General features: G+C 66.9%; 14 protein-coding genes. 10 read left to right on the top strand and 4 right to left on the bottom strand.

Features of this window, described 5'->3' with window-relative positions; translation table 11 throughout:
- Positions 1–102 precede the first annotated feature (102 nt).
- Positions 103–1,521, top strand: coding sequence for a signal recognition particle-docking protein FtsY (gene ftsY, locus DR843_RS20555; protein WP_109685512.1), 1,419 nt, complete (start codon positions 103–105; stop codon positions 1,519–1,521).
- Positions 1,522–1,525: 4 nt separating this feature from the next.
- Here the strand turns inward: ftsY and DR843_RS10120 are convergent, their stop codons facing one another.
- Positions 1,526–2,461: an oxygenase MpaB family protein gene (locus DR843_RS10120; protein ID WP_245934079.1), complete on the bottom strand. Its 936-nt coding sequence runs from the start codon at positions 2,459–2,461 to the stop codon at positions 1,526–1,528.
- Between the two features lie 86 nt (positions 2,462–2,547).
- Here DR843_RS10120 and DR843_RS10115 point away from each other — a divergent pair, with 86 nt between their 5' ends.
- The 6 genes from DR843_RS10115 (at position 2,548) to DR843_RS20785 (ending at position 11,165) form a co-directional block, all read left to right on the top strand.
- Positions 2,548–3,921 (top strand): ammonium transporter, encoded by a 1,374-nt coding sequence (locus DR843_RS10115; protein ID WP_109685509.1) that lies wholly within the window; start codon positions 2,548–2,550, stop codon positions 3,919–3,921.
- Positions 3,918–4,256, top strand: coding sequence for a P-II family nitrogen regulator (locus DR843_RS10110; protein ID WP_109685507.1), 339 nt, complete (start codon positions 3,918–3,920; stop codon positions 4,254–4,256). Before DR843_RS10115 ends, DR843_RS10110 begins: the two co-directional genes overlap by 4 nt.
- A 47-nt stretch (positions 4,257–4,303) precedes the next feature.
- Positions 4,304–6,670 (top strand): [protein-PII] uridylyltransferase, encoded by a 2,367-nt coding sequence (locus tag DR843_RS10105; protein WP_245934078.1) that lies wholly within the window; start codon positions 4,304–4,306, stop codon positions 6,668–6,670.
- A gap of 54 nt (positions 6,671–6,724) precedes the next feature.
- Positions 6,725–8,326, top strand: a complete 1,602-nt coding sequence (gene ffh / locus DR843_RS10100) for a signal recognition particle protein (RefSeq protein ID WP_109685504.1) — start codon at positions 6,725–6,727, stop codon at positions 8,324–8,326.
- A gap of 119 nt (positions 8,327–8,445) precedes the next feature.
- A complete protein-coding gene (locus DR843_RS10095) occupies positions 8,446–9,111 on the top strand; it encodes a hypothetical protein (RefSeq protein WP_109685502.1) in 666 nt (221 codons plus the stop codon).
- A 1,172-nt stretch (positions 9,112–10,283) separates the two neighbouring features.
- Complete coding sequence (locus tag DR843_RS20785; RefSeq protein WP_109685498.1) at positions 10,284–11,165, top strand: hypothetical protein; 882 nt, start codon at positions 10,284–10,286, stop codon at positions 11,163–11,165.
- 2 nt (positions 11,166–11,167) lie between these two features.
- On the opposite strand, the gene DR843_RS10080 is transcribed toward DR843_RS20785, so the two are convergent.
- Positions 11,168–12,220, bottom strand: coding sequence for an ABC-2 transporter permease (locus DR843_RS10080; protein WP_211310215.1), 1,053 nt, complete (start codon positions 12,218–12,220; stop codon positions 11,168–11,170).
- Between the two features lie 57 nt (positions 12,221–12,277).
- On the opposite strand from DR843_RS10080, the gene DR843_RS10075 reads away from it, so the two are divergent.
- The 3 genes from DR843_RS10075 to DR843_RS10065 are packed head-to-tail and all read left to right on the top strand — an operon-like array spanning position 12,278 to position 14,823.
- Positions 12,278–12,745 (top strand): MarR family winged helix-turn-helix transcriptional regulator, encoded by a 468-nt coding sequence (locus DR843_RS10075; RefSeq protein WP_109685493.1) that lies wholly within the window; start codon positions 12,278–12,280, stop codon positions 12,743–12,745.
- A gap of 27 nt (positions 12,746–12,772) precedes the next feature.
- Complete coding sequence (locus DR843_RS10070; protein WP_109688815.1) at positions 12,773–13,861, top strand: amidohydrolase family protein; 1,089 nt, start codon at positions 12,773–12,775, stop codon at positions 13,859–13,861.
- Positions 13,862–13,908: 47 nt separating this feature from the next.
- Positions 13,909–14,823: a GNAT family N-acetyltransferase gene (locus DR843_RS10065; RefSeq protein WP_245934077.1), complete on the top strand. Its 915-nt coding sequence runs from the start codon at positions 13,909–13,911 to the stop codon at positions 14,821–14,823.
- 63 nt (positions 14,824–14,886) lie between these two features.
- Here DR843_RS10065 and aceB read toward each other — a convergent pair whose 3' ends face one another.
- Together aceB and aceA are read right to left on the bottom strand one after the other, a co-directional pair.
- Complete coding sequence (aceB, locus tag DR843_RS10060) at positions 14,887–16,560, bottom strand: malate synthase A (RefSeq protein WP_109685491.1); 1,674 nt, start codon at positions 16,558–16,560, stop codon at positions 14,887–14,889.
- A gap of 192 nt (positions 16,561–16,752) precedes the next feature.
- Positions 16,753–18,048, bottom strand: a complete 1,296-nt coding sequence (aceA, locus tag DR843_RS10055) for an isocitrate lyase (protein ID WP_109685489.1) — start codon at positions 18,046–18,048, stop codon at positions 16,753–16,755.
- Positions 18,049–18,170: the final 122 nt, after the last annotated feature.

Genomic DNA, 18,170 nt, shown 5'->3' with positions numbered 1-18,170 from the left:
TCATCCTGGTGTTTTCCGCGCAGGTCCGGGTCCTGGGTGTGCCGTCGGTCAGCGGGTGATCACGAGACCAGGTTTGGTGCGCCGATTTGTCATGATGGGCGGGTGGACAGTCTTTGGGTGATCCTCACCGTCATCACGCTCCTTGTTCTGCTCGGACTCACCGCCGGCGTGACGTTGCTGCGCCGCGGCAGCGGTCGCTCGACCGGGGCACCGACGCTGCCGCCCGCCCAGCAGACGGCAGAGCCGACCACGACATTGCCGTCCGCCAAGGACGCGCAACGCCGCGGCGCGAACACCTATCAAGCGGCACCCTCGAGCACGATCGACTTCAGCAAGGTCGCCGAACCCGAGCAGCACGCTGCGGTGGAGTCGGCGCCGACCGAGAGCGCTCCAGCCGACGCTGACGCCGTCATCGACGCTGACGCTGACGCTGACGTTGACTCCGAGTCCGGGGCACCGGCGCCCGTCGCGCAGGCTCCCGACCAGGCGGTCACCGATGACACAGCGCAGCCGGCCCCGGAGCAGCCCGTCACGGAGCAGCCCGTCGCTGACCTGCGCGCCGATCAGGCCGCACAGCCCCCGACGATCGAGAAGCCGGAGTCCGCGATCGGTCGGATGGGCCGGCTGCGGGGCCGTCTGGCCCGCTCCAACTCGGCGATCGGTAAGGCCCTGTTGGGTCTGCTGGCCAAGGGTGAGCTGTCCGACGCCGACTGGGAGGAGGTCGAGGATGTGCTCCTGGGCGCCGACCTGGGCGCCTCGGCGACCACGGAACTGGTCGACCGATTGCGCGCACGTGTAGCGGTGGAGGGCACCCCGACGGCCGAGCAACTGCACGATTGGCTGCACGCCGAACTGCTCACCCTGGTGGACCCGTCGATGGACCGCCGGATCGCCGCGACCCGGGTGGGCGATCGCCCCGCCGTGCTGATGGTCGTGGGCGTGAACGGCACCGGTAAGACCACCACCGTCGGCAAACTCGCCCGGGTGCTGGTCGCTCAGGACAAGAAACCGGTCCTCGGCGCGGCCGACACCTTCCGGGCCGCGGCCGCCGACCAGTTGCAGACCTGGGGTGCCCGGGTCGGCGTGCCGACCGTGCGTTCCGACAAGGAAGGCGCCGACCCTGCAGCGGTGGCGTTCGACGCGGTGAAGGCCGGCAGCGATCAGCACGCCGATGTCGTCCTGATCGACACCGCGGGCCGCCTGCACAACAAGGTCGGTCTGATGGACGAGTTGCGCAAGGTCAAGCGCGTGGTGGAAAAGCAAAGCCCCATCGACGAGTGCCTGTTGGTGCTGGACGCGACCACCGGCCAGAACGGCATGCAGCAAGCGCGCATCTTCAGCGAAGCCGTCGAGGTGACCGGCGTCGTACTCACCAAACTCGATGGCACCGCCAAGGGCGGCATCGTGGTCCTCGTGCAGCGCGAACTCGGCGTACCGGTCAAGCTGGTCGGCCTGGGGGAGGGCCCGGACGACCTGGCTCCCTTCGACCCGTCCGCCTTCGTCGACGCGGTCCTGAATTAAGAGGTCAGGCGCTCTGGCGCCGGTCAGTGCGTACTAGGGGATCCGAGAGCATCCAGCGGATCAACCCGACGCCCACCTGACCGGCGCCGCGCAACGGCACCGCGCCACCGGGCAGCAGGCGGACCCCCAGCATTCGGCGGGCATCGGCGGGCAGGGTGCCGAGGGCACCGGCGACCAGGGTGAGGTACCCGGGCCGGACCGCCAGGGGCATGGGTGGCTCGGTCGCGATGAAGCGCAACGTCTCCCGCGCCGCCGGGGTGCCGGCCAGTTCGCCGGTGAAGCGCTCCAGCGCCGTGGTCAGTTCGGTGACGGTCTGCGGCGGATCGATCACGCCGAGCCGGGCCGCCACCGAACCCGTCTGGGCCACATACCGATCCGCGTCGTACGCCGAGAGGCGGCTCACGCCGTACGTCTGATAACAGGTCAGGAAGCTCTCGGTCTCCGCCACGTGCACCCACGTCAACAGATGGGGGTCGCTCGCGGCGTACGGGCGCCCGTCGTCAGCGGTACCGCGCACCCGGCGATGCATACCCCGGATGCGGGCGATCAACCGCTCGGCGTCCTGGATGGTCCCGAACGTGGTCGTCGAGAGGTAGCCGCTGGTCTGCTGCAACCGGCCCCACGGGTCGTCCCGATAGCGCGAATGCTGGTCGACCCCGGCCATCGCCAGCGGGTGCAGCGACTGCAGCAGCAGAGCGCGGATGCCACCGAGGAACATCGACGCGTCCAGGTGCACCCGCCAGATCGGGTCCTCAGGAGTGAACCAACGCGCTCCTTCGGCGCCCCAGATCGCACTGGCTCGCTGCGTCGCGTGCTCCCCGGCGACCTTCGAGCGCAGGGCCAACGCGGCCCGGTGGCGGACCATGTCGTGCACCCGGCGAGCAGGCGCAAGAACTGGTCGGGTCATCGCAACGGGGCTGGTCAGACGCGGTGCGAGCACCCAACCAGTGTGCAACGGGGGCTTCGCAACACAGAGTTAACACACAACACGTTCGGGTGAAATGCGCCGTTGCGAGTGTTCTTCCCATGAGCGCACTATCACTGGTGGCGGCGGATACGCCGACACTCGATACCGGTAACACCGCGTGGATGCTGACGTCAGCCGCGTTGGTGCTGTTCATGACCATCCCCGGTCTGGCCCTGTTCTACGGCGGTCTGAACCGATCCAAGGGTGTCTTGAACATGATCATGATGTCGTTCGGCGCCTTCGGCGTCATCGGCATCGTCTACGTGCTGTGGGGCTACTCGATGTCCTTCGGCCCCAACAACGTTGGCGGCATCTTCGCCAACCCCTTCGACTTGTGGGCACTGAAGGATCTGCTGCCCGGCGCGCCGGGGGCGGACGCGTCGCTGGCCTACACCGCGACCGGCGTACCCACGCTGGTGTTCGTGGGCTTCCAGTTCACGTTCGCCGCGATCACCGTCGCACTGATCAGCGGTTCGCTTTCGGACCGGGTGAAGTACTCGACCTGGCTGGTCTTCTCGGTCCTGTGGGTCACGCTGGTCTACTTCCCGCTGGCCCACATGGTCTGGGGCGGTGGCCTGCTCAGCGGGTCCGCCGACGGCATCGCGGCCAAGCTGTTCGGCACGACCGATGGTGTCGCATCGGTGGCACCGATCGACTTCGCGGGTGGAACCGTCGTCCACATCAACGCCGGTATGGCCGGTCTGGTGCTCTGTCTCTTCCTGGGCAAGCGCCTCGGCTTCGGCAAGGTGGCAATGCGTCCGCACAACGTGCCGCTGGTCATGCTGGGCGCGGGCATCCTGTGGTTCGGCTGGTTCGGGTTCAACTCCGGTTCGGCCCTGGCGGCCAACGAGTCGGCCGGTCTGGTGTGGGTCAACACGACCACCGCGACCTGCGCCGCGATGATCGCCTGGCTGCTGGTGGAGAAGTTCCGTGACGGTCACGCCACCTCGGTAGGCGCCGCCTCGGGCATCGTGGCCGGACTGGTCGCGATCACCCCGGCCTGTGGCAACGTCACGCCGTGGGGCTCAATCGCCGTCGGCGCCATCGCCGGTGTGCTGTCCGCCTACGCCATCGGCTTGAAGTACAAGCTCGGGTACGACGACTCCCTGGACGTCGTCGGCGTCCACCTGGTCTCGGGCTTCTGGGGCACCATCTCGCTGGGCTTCCTGGCCCGTGGCACCGGCCTCTTCTACGGCCAGTGGAAGCAGTTGATCGTGCAGTTGATCATCGCCTGCTCGGCACTGGCCTTCACGGCGGTCATGACGGCGATCATCGCGGTCGTGCTGAAGTACGCCATGGGCTGGCGGATCTCCGAGGACGACGAAGCGCAAGGTATCGACCAGACTGAGCACGCAGAAACTGCGTACGACCTGGCGACCACCTCCTTCGGAACCGTCGCCACGTTCGCCCACGAGGAAGGAGCGAAGGCATGAAACTGGTCACCGCGATCATCAAGCCGTTCAAGCTGGACGAGGTCAAAGAGGCCCTGGAGGCCTACGGCATCGCCGGAATGACCGTGAGCGAGGCCAGCGGCTACGGCCGCCAGCGCGGTCACAGCGAGGTCTACCGAGGCGCCGAGTACAACGTCGACTTCGTCAGCAAGACTCGCCTGGAAGTGATCGTCGACGACGCTGACGCCTCGAACGTGGTCGACGTGATCGTGAAGGCCGCCCAGACCGGCCGGATCGGTGACGGCAAGGTGTGGATCGTCCCCGTCGAGGAGGTAGTCCGCGTCCGGACGGGTGAGAAGGGTCCCACCGCGCTCTGACGCGGGGCCCGCACCCACCTATCCGACAACCACCAAGAGAGGCTGTCATGAGTACCCACGCGGACCACATGACAGAGCGTCTCGACCTCGCCGGTACCCGGGACTTCACACGTCCGGGTGCCGGCGAGGCACGTCGGGCCCGGTTGGCCGCCTATGGCCGGCAGTGGCTCGGCGGTCTCTGGGACGAAGCGATCCGACCGTTGCACTCCGGTTCGCAGGACGGCGTCGCCCTCGCGGCCGTGGGCAGTTTCGCCCGGGGCGACGGCGGTCCACTGTCCGATTACGACCTGGTGCTGCTGCACGACGGTAGGTCGCTGCGCCCCGAGGTCATCACGGCGCTCGCGGACCGGATCTGGTACCCCGTCTGGGATGCCGGTGTCCGACTCGACCACAGCGTGCGCACCATGGCCGAATGTCGTGGCACGGCCAGCGGTGATCTCGCCGCCGCGGTCGGGATGCTCGACATCGACTGGGTCGCCGGTGACCCCGTGCTGGTCTCCGGGGTGCGGCAGATGATCGCCCACGACTGGCGGGCCAACGCCCGCAAGCGGCTACCGGAGTTGATCGAGGCCACCCGCCGTCGCCATGAGCGGCACGGCGACCTCAGCACCTCGATCGAACCCGACCTCAAGGAGGGCCGGGGCGGTCTGCGCGACATGACTGTGCTGAAGGCGCTGACGGCCGCGTGGCTCTCGGATCGTCCGCACGGGGAGGTGGACGCGGCGTACAACACGTTGTTGGACGTGCGCGACGCCCTGCACGTCGCCACCGGTCGTGGGCGCGATCGCCTCGGGCGCGAGGACCAGGACGCGGTCGCTGCCCTGCTCGGGCACCCGGACCCGGATGCCCTGCTGACCGAGGTGGTGCAGTCCGCCCGGGTGATCAGCTACTCGTTGGATGGCACCGCCCGCCGGGCCCAGCAATCCCAACGGGCCCGTACGCCGCGGATCGGCCCGCGTCGCCCCGTCCTGTCCCCGCTGGGTTACGGGCTCTACGAACACGACGGGGAGATCGTGCTGGGCCCCAACTTCACCACCCGGCCGACGCCGCTGCTGCTGCTGCGAGCGGCGCGCGCGGCGGCGCGGCGGGAGATCCCGTTGGCTCCGGCCACCTTGACCAACCTGACCGTCGGCCTGGAGCCACCGAGCGTTCCGTGGGAGCCGGAGATCCGCGATGCCTTCGTGGATCTGCTGGCAACCGGTCCCGGGTTGACCCAGGTGTGGGAGGCATTGGATCTCGGCGGGGTCATCGGAACGTGGATCCCGGAGTGGCGGGCGGTGCGGAGTCGACCGCAGCGCAACGCTATTCACCGCCATACCGTCGACCGGCACCTGATCGAGACGGTCGTCGAAGCGGCGGATCTGCGGGTGGACGTGGAGCGACCGGACCTGCTGTTGGTGGGTGCCTTGCTCCACGACATCGGCAAGATCTCTGGAGTCCACGATCACGCCATCGAAGGCGCGCCGGTCGCGGCCAACATCGCGCGCCGGATGGGTTTCTCCCGCGACGATGTCGACGTCATCGAACTGTTGGTGCGCGAGCACCTTTCCTTGGTGGATCTGGCGACCCGACGGGATCCGCACGACCCGCAGACCGTGAGTGCGCTGGTCGCCTCCGTCGAAGAGCGGCGCGACATCCTGGAGTTACTGCGCGCCCTCACCCAGGCCGACGCGATCGCAGCGGGTCCGCGCGCCTGGACCCAGTGGCGCGCCTCGTTGACCGAGCAGCTGACCGAGCACGCCCGGGTCGCGCTGGGGGACCGGCACGTCATCGCTGCCGAACCGGCGGACATCGATCAGGAACTCGATCCGCAGGTGCTGCGCGACCTCGCCAACGGCGTGCCGAGCGTGGACGTGGTGGCCACGGCGGCCGGTGCCCGGATCGAGATCGCCGATCGCGATCGGTTGGGGCTGTTTGCTGACTCCGCCGGGCTGTTGTCCGCGGCCGGTGTGCAGGTGCGGTCGGCGCGGGTTCGCACGATCGACGGCGTCGCGGTGAACACCTGGGAGATCGAGGCACCCGCCGGTGACCTTCCACAGGCGCAGAGTCTGCAGCGCGGTCTGACCGCGTTGGCCCGCGGCGACCGATCTCCTTTGCGGGCGCTGGAGCGGCGGCGACGGACCGCCGCGACGGCGACCGTTGGTACGCGCGCGACGGTGATCCCGGGCGCATCCGCCGAAGCGACGGTCGTCGAGGTTCGCTCGCAGGACCGGCCCGGACTGCTGCGCGACATCGGTATGACGTTCGCCCGGTTCGGGCTCGGTGTGCGCTCGGCCCATGTCGCGACGTACGCCGGGCAGACCCTGGACACCTTCTACGTCACCGCCGCAGGCGGCCAACCGGTCACCCCGCCGCAGGTCGCCCAGGTGATCGCGGCGCTGATCGACGCCTGCGACGGACCGCTACCCGGCTGAGGCCGGCGCCTTGCGATTCCTGACCGGCGGGGCCTGGAAGATACCCTGAACCTCGTGTTCAACACTCTGTCGGATCGTCTTACCTCGACGTTCAAGAACCTGCGCGGCAAGGGCCGGTTGTCCGAATCGGACATCAACGCCACCATCCGCGACATCCGTCTGGCGCTGATCGACGCCGACGTTGCCACTCCGGTCGTGCGTGAGTTCACCGGCCGGGTGCGCGAGCGGGCGTTGGGCGCTGAGGTCAGTGGTGCGCTGAACCCGGCGCAGCAGGTCGTCAAGATCGTCAACGAGGAACTCATCGCGATCCTCGGCGGGCAGACGCGCAATCTGCAGCTGGCCAAGTCCGGGCCGACCGTCATCATGCTGGCCGGTCTGCAGGGTTCGGGTAAGACGACGTTCGCCGGCAAGCTGGCGCGCTTCCTGCGCGACCAGGGGCACTTCCCGGTCCTGGTGGCCGCTGACCTGCAGCGACCGAACGCCGTCACCCAGTTGGAGGTCGTCGGTGACCGCGCCGGGGTGCCGGTCTTCGCGCCGGAGCGGGGCAACATCGGCGGACACGACGTCGTGGCGGACGACGTCGAGGGCACCCGCTCCTACGGCGATCCCGTGTGGGTCGCGCAGGCTGGTGTGGCCCAGGCCAAGGTCCGCCAGTACGACGTGGTGATCGTTGACACCGCCGGTCGCCTGGCCGTTGACGAGAACCTGATGCAGCAGGCCCGCGACATCCGCGATGCGATCCAGCCTGATGAGGTCCTCTTCGTGATCGACGCGATGATCGGTCAGGCGGCGATCGAGACCGCGCTGGCCTTCTCCGAAGGCGTCGACTTCACCGGGGTCGTGTTGTCCAAGCTGGACGGTGACGCGCGTGGTGGTGCGGCCCTGTCGGTGGCATCGGTCACCGGGCGACCGATCATGTTCAGCTCCACCGGTGAGCAGGTCAAGGACATCGAGGTCTTCCACCCCGACCGGATGGCCTCTCGCATCCTCGACATGGGCGACGTGCTGACGCTGATCGAGCAGGCCGAGAAGGCGTTCGACAAGCGCCAGGCCGCCGAGATGGCGCGCAAGTTCATGGAGGAGGAGGACTTCACCTTCGATGACTTCCTGCAGCAGATGGCCGCCATCAAGAAGATGGGCAACTTCAAGGCGCTGCTGGGAATGATGCCCGGCATGGCCGGGATGAAGGATCAGCTCAACTCTCTCGACGAGCGCGAATTCGACCGGGTCGAGGCGATGGTGCGCTCGATGACTCCGTTCGAGCGCACCCACCCCAAGCAGATCAACGGCTCACGCCGCGCCCGCATCGCGCGCGGTTCCGGTGTCTCGGTCTCCGAGGTCAACCAGTTGCTGGAGCGTTTCACCCAGGCGCAGAAGATGATGCGCCAGATGCGCCGCGGTGGCGGGATGCCCGGAATGCCAGGGATGCCCGGCCTCGGTGGGGGTGCTCCCAAGCGTGGCAAGCAGCAGGCCAAGAAGGGCAAGAGCGGCAACCCGGCCAAGCGGGCCCAGCAGGAGCAGGCGGCGGCGCAGAAGGCTGCCGACGCTCGCACCCGCGCGTTGGAGGGGGCCTTCGGGGAGCCGCAGGAGGAGCCCGACCTGGCCAATCTGAAGCTGCCGAAGGGGTTCGAAAAATACCTGGGGCAAAAGGATTAACTAGAACTCCGCAGACGGCCGCTCTAGCCCACCAACCCCGGGGTTGAGCGTATCTGAGTTGGGGCAGGGGGATGGAACCTGGGTCTCTGAAAGTCAGTTACGAAATGAAAGGGTCCTGAGTGACTGCACTGTTCACTGCAACACAGCAGACCGCCCCACTGCCTCAGTGGGCGCTCTGGATCGGATTCGGAATTGCGATTACAACTGCGATCATCGCGCTAGCAACATACGTGGCTAATTCGCGGGAACGCACGCGGGCGCAGGCGCGCTTGGTATACGCCGAGGTGAAGGAACAGACTACTTTCGGCGCCAACGTGGAGACCGACGTTTTTTCCTCTATCATTCCTCAGATCGAAGAAGGAGCCATCGAGGAGCAACATATCCTAGAGGAAACGTCTGGCCAGACTGTTAAGCGTTACCGCACTGCAACGGTATGCATTTGCGTAACAATTGAGTTGCACAACGACAGCGACGAATTGCTCCTGGAATGGCGTGCCATGTTGTTCGACCGATCGCTCAAAAGGTACTGCGACAATGCGCCTCTAGTGGCGCAGCCCACAGTGAAGCCACACAGCTCCGCGCAAATCGCTGTCATTTTCAAGGCTCCCGACCCCGCGAACTCAGCCGACCTCTCGGTGGACGTAACCTTCCGTGACTCCGTGGGCCGGACTTGGCAGCGTCGGCAAGGATCTCCTGTAGAGAGCCCTCGCAAGTGGTCGATACGCCTGCTCGGGCCGTTCCCCGCCACCCCGGTGAAACAGTGGCAAGCGGGCCAGAAGTGCTAAGTCACTGTGAGGTGCGGTTGACAATAGAGTGCACAAGCGGAGCTACATCGGGGTGCGAAAGATGAGCGCACTTGATGCAGCTGCCGCCCTGTGAGACCTCCTTGCGCACCCTCATGCAATACGCCTACCGAAGGCGTCCGGAACAAATTGGTTAAACCGCGTTCTGAGTGGGACCACGCCGGGTCAGGTAACCGGACGGCAAGAAACTGAAATCAAGAAGCGCAATAGGCGCGGAGTAACCACGGTCCCACCCAGAGGTCTCAGCTACCTCAACTTCTTCGACCCACGCACCATTGCCGACAGGCTTTGGGAACCACTCGCTCCAGCGTTCCCAATAAGAAGGAGACCATTGTTCTACTAGAGCGGCTGGAGTCTCTGCGTGACACCATCGCTCATAATCGCGCGTTACTTCCCTTCGAGACCGACCTTGCCTCCGGTATCGCTGGTCAAATTAGGAGTCAGGTAACCATCTTCATGTCTTCCGTTGAACCCACTGGCGAAATCTACCCGCGTATCGAGTCCGTCACGGACGCGTTTGGCCGGAACGGCCACCGAGATGGCTGGTTTCACCTCGTGTCTGTGGATCATGCAAGATCCCCAGATTTGGCTCATTCCAGGGACGTTGTCACTTTTGATTGTGTTGCGGTGGATGCGCAGGGTCGCTCATTCATGTGGTATCTGCGATTCCGACCAGATGACCTCACCACACATTGTTCACCCTACCGGCCTGCTGCGCGACGCCCTCGCCGAGGTCAGGCCAGATCTGATCCGCTCGTGGTTGCAGTCGATCGGGCCGCAATGGTCTGCCAGCCGCACGAGGCGCAGCTCGCGTGCCAGGGCGGCCACTCGAGGCATCCTGTGGCTGGGGTGACCGGCCGGCGAGTCGGTAGGGCGACCACCGCACAGAAGGGAGTGCAACCGCAGGGAGGGTACACGGCACCGACGCTAGGTCCCGGGTTGTCTGTTCACCGCCGGAGCCAACCTCTTGCTGAGGGTACTTTCGCCGTACAACGCCAACTTTCCGGAGTCGAGGAGTATCTGGGGGAAGAGGACTGATCAGGTCTCGACACGCCGGTAAATCCGACATTCGTCAGCGCTGTGGCCACTGATGCCATAGTTATTGTTGGGCCACAAGTGCCCATCTACGACTAAGTCCCGGTTTAATGGTGCCCATGCGCCGCCACGCTGCCCAGTTCGCAGTCGTCCTCGCTTCCGCCATCGGTATCACCAGCACTGCGGTTCCCACCGCAGACGCCTGGCGTCCACCACGCGTCAAAGCGTGTGGTGCAACCGCCGACGACAAGGCTTTCGCGGCGAAGCTGTCGCCCACCATCCACTCCGCGGGTTTGTCGGGGGTCAGTGCCGATCAGGTGGCGTGCGCCCGGCAGATTCTCGCCGAGGTGAAGGCCGAAGGCTTCAGTTCGCAGGCCGGCAAGATCGCCCTGATGACCGCGATCACGGAGACCGGCCTGCGCAACTACCTCGGTGGCGATCGGGACAGCCTCGGACTTTTCCAGCAACGTCCCTCAATGGGCTGGGGCACCCGGGCGCAGATCATCCGCCCGGCGTACAGCACCCACAAGTTCCTGTCCGCGATGGTCAAGCGGTACCCCCACGGGTCGTGGGCCACCGCAGACCCGGGTCGGGTCGCGCAGAGTGTCCAGCGATCGGCGTACCCGAGTCGGTACAACCGGGAGCGCACCTCGGCCGCCCGGTTGGTGGCGGTGTTGTGGGCAGGGACGCCCGCAACGCCCGCCCCCGCGGCGCCGAGCAAACCGGCCAAGCCCACCAAGCCCACACCCACGTCCGCCGCGCTGGCCCTGGTCGTCCCCGGCGGCGGGATTCGCGTGCGTTCGGGTGCGACCACCGCGGCGAAGCAGGTGCGCTTCCTCAAGGGCCACAGCAAGGTCACCGCTACCTGTCAGCGACTCGGCAAGTCCGTCAAGATCGGTAGCTACCGCAGCGCGTACTGGTCCTACCTGCCCGCGCAGAAGGGCTACGTCAGCAACGCGGCGATGCACCGCAACGGTGGGACGGCGCTGAAGGCCTGCTGAGGTCAGCCGACCAGTTCTTCCTCGGTCTCCTCATCGACCATCTCGGCCTCGCCCAGAGCGGTTGTGACCGCACCCGCCCGGTGTGCGGACCGCTCGCGTAGGGCGGCCAGTGTCAGCAGCAGGCCGCCCACGACGACCCAGCCGACGATCTTGAGTACGTCGGTGCCGATGCCCAGATCGGGGAAGTAAGTCAGATTCCGGCCGGCCTCATTGAGGCTGGCTCCGATCCAGATGTGGTGCAGTGCAGCAAAGAAGCCCGGTTGCAGCGCGGGTGGGAAGACGCCGCCGCTGGTGGTGAAGTTGAGCCCGACGAAGAGGGTCACCATGGCCAGGGTGGTGAAACGGCCGATCAGGGAGTGCAACGCGATCCCGAACGCCATTACCGCGAGGCAGTAGACGAACGCCAGCAGCCCGATCTGCCACTGGTGCGAGGGCAGGGCGTGGAAGACGAGCGTCGCGATGCCCGTCGCCAGGAGCGTGTTCACGGCGGCAGCGCCCACGCCAAGGCCGATCCGCGTGCGCATCGGCTTGCTCGCAGCAGCAACGCCGATCGCGATCGCCGTGCCGTATCCGCCGACCGTCAGGGCGACCAGGTAGAAGAACAGTGACTGTCCACTGGGATCGGCATCGGGATCCACCGGCACGACGTCGCGGATATCCAGCGGGAGTCCGGCTCCGGCCGCGACCGGCTGGAACATCCGTTCAACGGTGACGGCCTGGGTGTCGGAGGCTCCCGTGCTCACCAGCAGGGCCGGTTTGGTCGGGGACAGCACGAACGCGCCGGCGATGTCCCGGTGCTCGATGCTGGCGGTGGCGTCGCTCTCCGAGGAGACCAGCGTGAGATCGGCGGCATCACCGAAGGCGGTCTGCAGCTTCTGGGTCGTAGCGGTCGCGACCGGACCGGAGCCCACCACGTCGATCCGCAGATGATTCGGCGACGGGTGGTGGAACCCGCCGAGATAGGCAAAGGCCATGACCGCGCCCATGATCAGCGGAACAGCGATGTGCGACAGCACAGTTCGCATCGTGGGTGGGGTCTGGGCAGTCTGTGACACGGGCTTCCTCTGCAATGAGTTGTAAAGTGCAACTAATAGAGTTGTAATATACAACTTATGGGAACGTCACAACAAATCAGGTCACGTACGTCGCGACGGGACCGGGTGCATGACGAGGCTCGGGTCCTGGGCGAGTTGACCGTCTTTTCCCGACGGGTTCGCGCTGACGCACGCGAGGTGCATCCCGACCTCACCTACGTCGACTTCACCCTCCTGCGGATCGTGCAGGACAACCCCGGCGTGTTGGCAGGGGATCTGGCCGAGGTTGCGCGGATCGACAAGTCGACCGCCAGCAGGCAACTGACGGCGCTGGTCCGACGGGGATTGGTGCAACGGACCGGCGCCGGTGGCCGGGAGGGGAAGCCGCTCGAACTCACAACCGAAGGTCGGCAGGTGACCGCCCGGGCGCAACAGGCGCAGCAGGCCCTGGTCGCAGATCGGTTGGCCGAGTGGAGCGCGCAGGACGTCGCCACCTTTGCGGACCTCCTGGCGCGCTACAACGAGGGCGAGGTGCGCTCAGCGTGACAGGACCGTGTGACTAAGGTCGCGTTCATGGGTTCTGTCTTGCCGTCCCTACATCTCACCGGACCGGTCCTGCTCGGCCCCGAGGAAGAGCGCGATGGCCTGTGGGTGATCGATGGGCGGATCAGCTTCTCGGCGCCGACGGCAGGCGAAGTGGTCACGATCAACGGGTGGGTCCTACCCGGCCTCGTCGACGCGCACTGCCACGTCGGGCTGGAAGCCCAGGGTGGTGTCCCGCCCGAGCGCGCGGAGGAGCACGCCCTGGCCGAGCGCGCCGCAGGTGCGCTACTGCTACGTGACGCGGGTAGCCCCTACGACACCCACTGGATCGACGACCGCGAGGACCTGCCGCGGATCATCCGGGCCGGGCGGCACATCGCCCGCACCCACCGCTATATCCGCAACTTCGCGCACGAGATCGAGCCGGCGGACCTGGTCGATTACGTACGTCGTGAGGCCCGCCGCGGGGACGGCTGGGTCAAGCTCGTGGGGGACTGGATCGACCGTGATGCCGGCGATCTCGCGTCGTCTTTCCCCAAAGAGGTACTCCCGGCGGCGATCGCGGCGGCGCACGAGGAAGGTGCCCGGGTGACGGCGCACTGCTTCGGCGAGCAATCCTTGGTGGATCTGGCCGACGCGTGGATCGACTGTGTCGAGCACGCGACCGGTCTGACCGACGAGACGATCGCCCTCTTCGCTGAGCGGGAGATCGCGATCGTGCCGACGCTGGTCAACATCGCCAACTTCCCGAAGTTCGCTGACGCCGGCGAGGCGAAGTTCCCGGGCTACGCGGCGCACATGCGCGACCTTTACGAGCGGCGCTTCGACACGATCGCCGCCGCCCACGACGCCGGCCTGGACATCTACGTCGGCACCGACGCGGGCGGCCAGTTGCCCCACGGGCTGGTGGCCAAGGAAGTCGAAGCGTTGACCCAGGCCGGCCTGACCCCGCTCGAAGCGCTCGACGCTGCCACCTGGAAGGCGCGGGCGTGGCTGATGCGCCCGGCGATCGAGGAGGGTGCTAGTGCGGATCTGACCCTCTACCAGGAGGATCCGCGAGGCGACGTGCGGATATTGGCCGATCCGCAGCACGTGATCCTGCGGGGGCGGAGCTGGTGAGTTGGTGGTCCGGGCCGACGACACAGTTGGCCGCGCAGGGAAGTCGGGTGCGCGTTGCCCCGGCGACCACTGCGGATGTGCCCGCCTACCGAGAAGCGGTGCGGCTGTCGAAACAACGCATCGGGCAATGGAATCCGGTGAATGCGGCCGACCTGGAGTGGCATCTGACCCGTCAGTCGCCGGAGCACCGGACCTTCTTGATCCATGCGGTGGACCCCGCCGGGTCGCACGGCATCGTGGGCAAGGTCAACGTCACCAACGTCGTTCGCGGGCGGTTCGACTCGGGCACCTTGGGGTACGACGCCTATGACCCGTACGCCGGGCATGGTCTCTTCGGCGAAGGGCTGCGGTTGGTGGTCGGGCTGGCCCTGACGCCGATGCCCGACGGGATGGGCTTGCACCGGGTCGAGGCGAATGTCCGACCCGGCAACGAACGGTCGGCGGGACTGCTGCGCTCCTTGGGATTCCGGCGGGAGGGCACGGTCCGGCGGATGTTGCGGCTGGACGGACCGGACGGTCAGGCGTGGCGGGACCATGACATGCACGCCCTGACGATCGAGGAATGGCCCGGGTCGCCGTACGCACCTCATCAACCGCATCGTCTTGCGGTGTTGGTCGACGCCGGCCTCGAGGCAGAGTTCGCCTACCGGCTGGCCCAGGAACTCGGCGTACCGCTGCTCGACCAGCAGGTGATCCCGCAGGCGGCGGCCCTTCTCAGCGTCTTGGCGTCGTCCCCGGTGGGGGCGGTACTGTGGGGAGCGCAGCTGCCCTCGCTCGATGACCTGGGGGCTGCCGGTTTCGACCCGGCCTGCGTGACGTGGATCAGCGACCAGCCGGCGCCATCTCCTTCGGTTCTGGTCGACACTGATCGCCCGATCGATGCGCGACGTACCACGGCTATTGCGTTGCGCTGCAAGGCGATTGCGGTAGGAACGCAGGACCTGCACCCCGAACGTTTGTGACGCCGCACCGACACGGGAACTGGCGCTCCGTGCCGGTACGGCGTCAACGGTGAAGCAGGTGGATCAGGCGGGGACGGAGACCTTCTCCGACTGGCGCAGATCCTCCGGGGCCAGCGTTCCGCTCATCTGCAGCGGGCGCTCGGTGAGGTAGCGCACGTAGGCGTACGGCGTGAAGAAGCCCGGCAGGTAGCTACCGAAGGCCACTTCCTCCAGGACACCACGAGCGGCCTCGTAGGCGCCCTTCTCGGTCTGCGGGAGGCTGCGGGTCAACTTGTTGACCTCTTCGGTGACGATCCGGTCCAGCAACTGCCGGTTGACCTCCGGGCCCTCGGCCAGCTGCGAGTTGTGGAAGAGCCACTGCCACAACTGGGCTCGGGAGATCTCGACGGTCGCCGCGTCCTCGACGTGGTTGTCGATCGCGACGGCGCCCCGGCCACCGACCCACGCGGCGAGGTACTGCAGCGCCACCGAGATGTTGCTGCGCACACCCTCCAACGTGATGGTCTGCACCAGGCCGTCGAGGGAGACCAGGTCCTGCGCGGTGATGTTCACCGTCGGGATCTTGTCGCGCTGGTCGGGCTTGTCACCCAGCACCGCGTCGTACGCCTCCTGGCAGATCGCGACGAGCGCCGGGTGCGCAACCCAGGAGCCGTCGTACCCTTCCGCGGCCTCGCGCTCCTTCTCGGTCTGCACCTGGGCCAGGGCCCGCATCCGGCTGGTCTCGTCCTGTCGGGAGGGGTTGACGTTGGCCGGACCGCCGATGGCGTGCGCGCCGCGTTTGTGGCAGGTCGCGATCATCAGGTCGGTGCAGGCCCGCACGAACGGTGCACTGGCCGAGATGCGATCGCGGTCGGGGAGCACGAACTCCACACCACGGTGCGCGAAGGTGCGCACGTAGCTGAAGATGTAGTCCCAGCGGCCGGCGTTCAGACCGGCGCTGTGCTCACGCAGTTCGTAGAGGATCTCGTCCATCTGGAAGGCCGCGGTCATGGTCTCGATGTGCGCGGTCGCCCGGATGGTGCCGCGGGCGATCCCCAATTCGTCCTGGGCCAGGTTGAACACGTCGTTCCACAGCCGCGCCTCGTCGGCCGACTCGATCTTGGCCAGGTAGAAGTACGGTCCGAAGCCCTGGTCGATCAGCTTCTGGGCGTTGTGGAAGAAGTAGAGGCCGAAGTCCACCAACGCGGCGGACAGCGGACGCCCGTCAACGCTCAGGTGCTTCTCGCACAGGTGCCAGCCGCGGGGGCGCAGCACGATGGTCGGACGCTCGCCGGTGGGCTTGACGTCCCGGTCCTCGTAGTCGACGTAGGACAGCGTGCCGTCGATCGCGTCTTTCAGGTTGACCTGGCCGCCGATGATGTTGGCGAACGTCGGCGCGGTCGAGTCCTCCAGGTCGGCGACCCAGACGTTGGCGCCGGAGGACAGCGCGTGCACGGCCATCCGCCGGGTCACCTGGGACACCAACTCGCAGCGACGGTTGGTCAGGCCGGGAGCGGGCTCGGCAACCTTCCAGGACTCGTCGTCGCGGATCGCAGCGGTCAGTTCGGAGAAGTCGAGGTTGGCACCGGCGTTGATCGCCCGCGCCTTCTCGCGCCGCAACTGCAGCAGTTCGGCGCGGCGCCCGGCGAAGGCACCATCGAGTACGGCGAGGAACTCCAGCGCTTCAGGAGTGAGGATCTCCTCGAATCGGGGTTGCAGCGCGCCACGGATCGTGGCGGTCCGACGCTGACCGTTCATAGCTCTTCCTTGCTGGCTCAAGGGCCGTGTGCTGATGCCTGATGGCGATGGGTTGGGTTGGTTTCCTGGCTCGCGGGTCGAAAGGTGTGACCCGGGCCCCCGCGACCGGAGCCAGGTTGACCGCGGGGGACCGGGTGGTGCGTGTCGGGGCGGCGTCACCGCTGGGTGTACGCCGCCCCGAACCGTTGCGGCTTAGTGGAACTGGGCCGCTTCGGTCGAGTTGGCGAGCGCCGTGGTGGAGCTCTCCGGGTTCAGGGCGGTGGAGACCAGGTCGAAGTAGCCGGTGCCGACCTCGCGCTGGTGCTTGGTGGCGGTGTAGCCGCGCTCCTCGGAAGCGAACTCCGCCTCCTGCAGCTTGACGTAGGCGGCCATCTGCTCACGGGCGTAACCGTGGGCCAGGTCGAACATCGAGTAGTTCAGCGCGTGGAAGCCGGCCAGGGTGATGAACTGGAACTTGTAGCCCATCGCGCCGAGCTCACGCTGGAACTTGGCGATCGTGTCGTCGTCCAGGTGCTTCTTCCAGTTGAAGGACGGCGAGCAGTTGTAGGCCAGCAGCTGGTCGGGGAACTGCGCCTTGATGCTCTCGGCGAACTTCTTGGCCAGCTCCAGGTCCGGGGTGCCGGTCTCCATCCACAGCAGGTCGGCGTACTCCGCGTAGGCCAGACCACGGGCGATGCACGGCTCGATGCCGTTGCGGACCTCGTAGAAGCCTTCGTTGGTGCGCCCGCCGGTCAGGAACGGACGGTCACGCTCGTCCACGTCGGTGGTCAGCAGGGTCGCGGCCTCGGCGTCGGTGCGCGCGATGACAACCGACGGGACACCGGAGACGTCCGCGGCGAGGCGGGCGGCGTTCAGGGTACGCACGTGCTGCTGGGTCGGGATCAGCACCTTGCCACCAAGGTGACCGCACTTCTTCTCCGAGGCCAGCTGGTCCTCCCAGTGCACACCGGAGGCGCCGGCGGCGATCATGGCCTTCATCAGCTCGTAGGCGTTCAGCGGGCCACCGAAGCCGGCCTCGGCGTCGGCAACGATCGGCACGACCCACTCGTCGACGGTCTTGATGCCCTCGGAGAACTCGATCTGGTCGGCGCGCAGCAGCGCGTTGTTGATGCGGCGCACGACCTGCGGCACGGAGTTGGCCGGGTACAGCGACTGGTCGGGGTAGGTGTGACCGGACAGGTTCGCGTCACCGGCGACCTGCCAACCGGACAGGTAGATCGCCTTCAGGCCGGCCTTGACCTGCTGCACGGCCTGGTTGCCGGTGAGGGCGCCGAGAGCGTTGATGTAGTCCTCGGTGTGCAGCTTGTCCCACAGCTGCTCCGAACCGCGCTTGGCCAGGGTGAACTCCTCCTGGACCGTGCCGCGCAGCTTGATGACGTCGCCGGCGGTGTAGTCGCGGCGGACGCCGGACCAGCGGGGGTTGGTGTGCCAGTCGTTCTGCAGTGCAGCTTCCTGGTCGGCGATGCTCGGGGCGTTGGTGTTGCTCATGGCTCCCTGTCTTTCCCATCCTCGGTGGTGGTGCTTCGTTTCGTGAGTAACACTGTGCATGGCCGAACCGCCGATTCCGGCAGAGTTTTCGAGTAAAGATTCGCGTTTTTTACGCTATCGTC

It is taken from the genome of Branchiibius hedensis, from assembly GCF_900108585.1.
GTDB lineage: Bacteria > Actinomycetota > Actinomycetes > Actinomycetales > Dermatophilaceae > Branchiibius > Branchiibius hedensis.
The sequence above is the reverse complement of the archived record's forward strand: the minus strand, read 5'-3'. Positions and strand labels throughout refer to the sequence as shown.

Coding starts and splice junctions, on each gene's coding strand:
- DR843_RS10115 (WP_109685509.1), top strand. CDS start 2,548: ATGAGCGCACTATCACTGGTGGCGGCGGATACGCCGACACTCGATACC.
- DR843_RS10110 (WP_109685507.1), top strand. CDS start 3,918: ATGAAACTGGTCACCGCGATCATCAAGCCGTTCAAGCTGGACGAGGTC.
- DR843_RS10105 (WP_245934078.1), top strand. CDS start 4,304: ATGAGTACCCACGCGGACCACATGACAGAGCGTCTCGACCTCGCCGGT.
- DR843_RS20785 (WP_109685498.1), top strand. CDS start 10,284: ATGCGCCGCCACGCTGCCCAGTTCGCAGTCGTCCTCGCTTCCGCCATC.
- DR843_RS10075 (WP_109685493.1), top strand. CDS start 12,278: ATGGGAACGTCACAACAAATCAGGTCACGTACGTCGCGACGGGACCGG.
- DR843_RS10070 (WP_109688815.1), top strand. CDS start 12,773: ATGGGTTCTGTCTTGCCGTCCCTACATCTCACCGGACCGGTCCTGCTC.
- aceB (WP_109685491.1), bottom strand. CDS start 16,560: ATGAACGGTCAGCGTCGGACCGCCACGATCCGTGGCGCGCTGCAACCC.
- aceA (WP_109685489.1), bottom strand. CDS start 18,048: ATGAGCAACACCAACGCCCCGAGCATCGCCGACCAGGAAGCTGCACTG.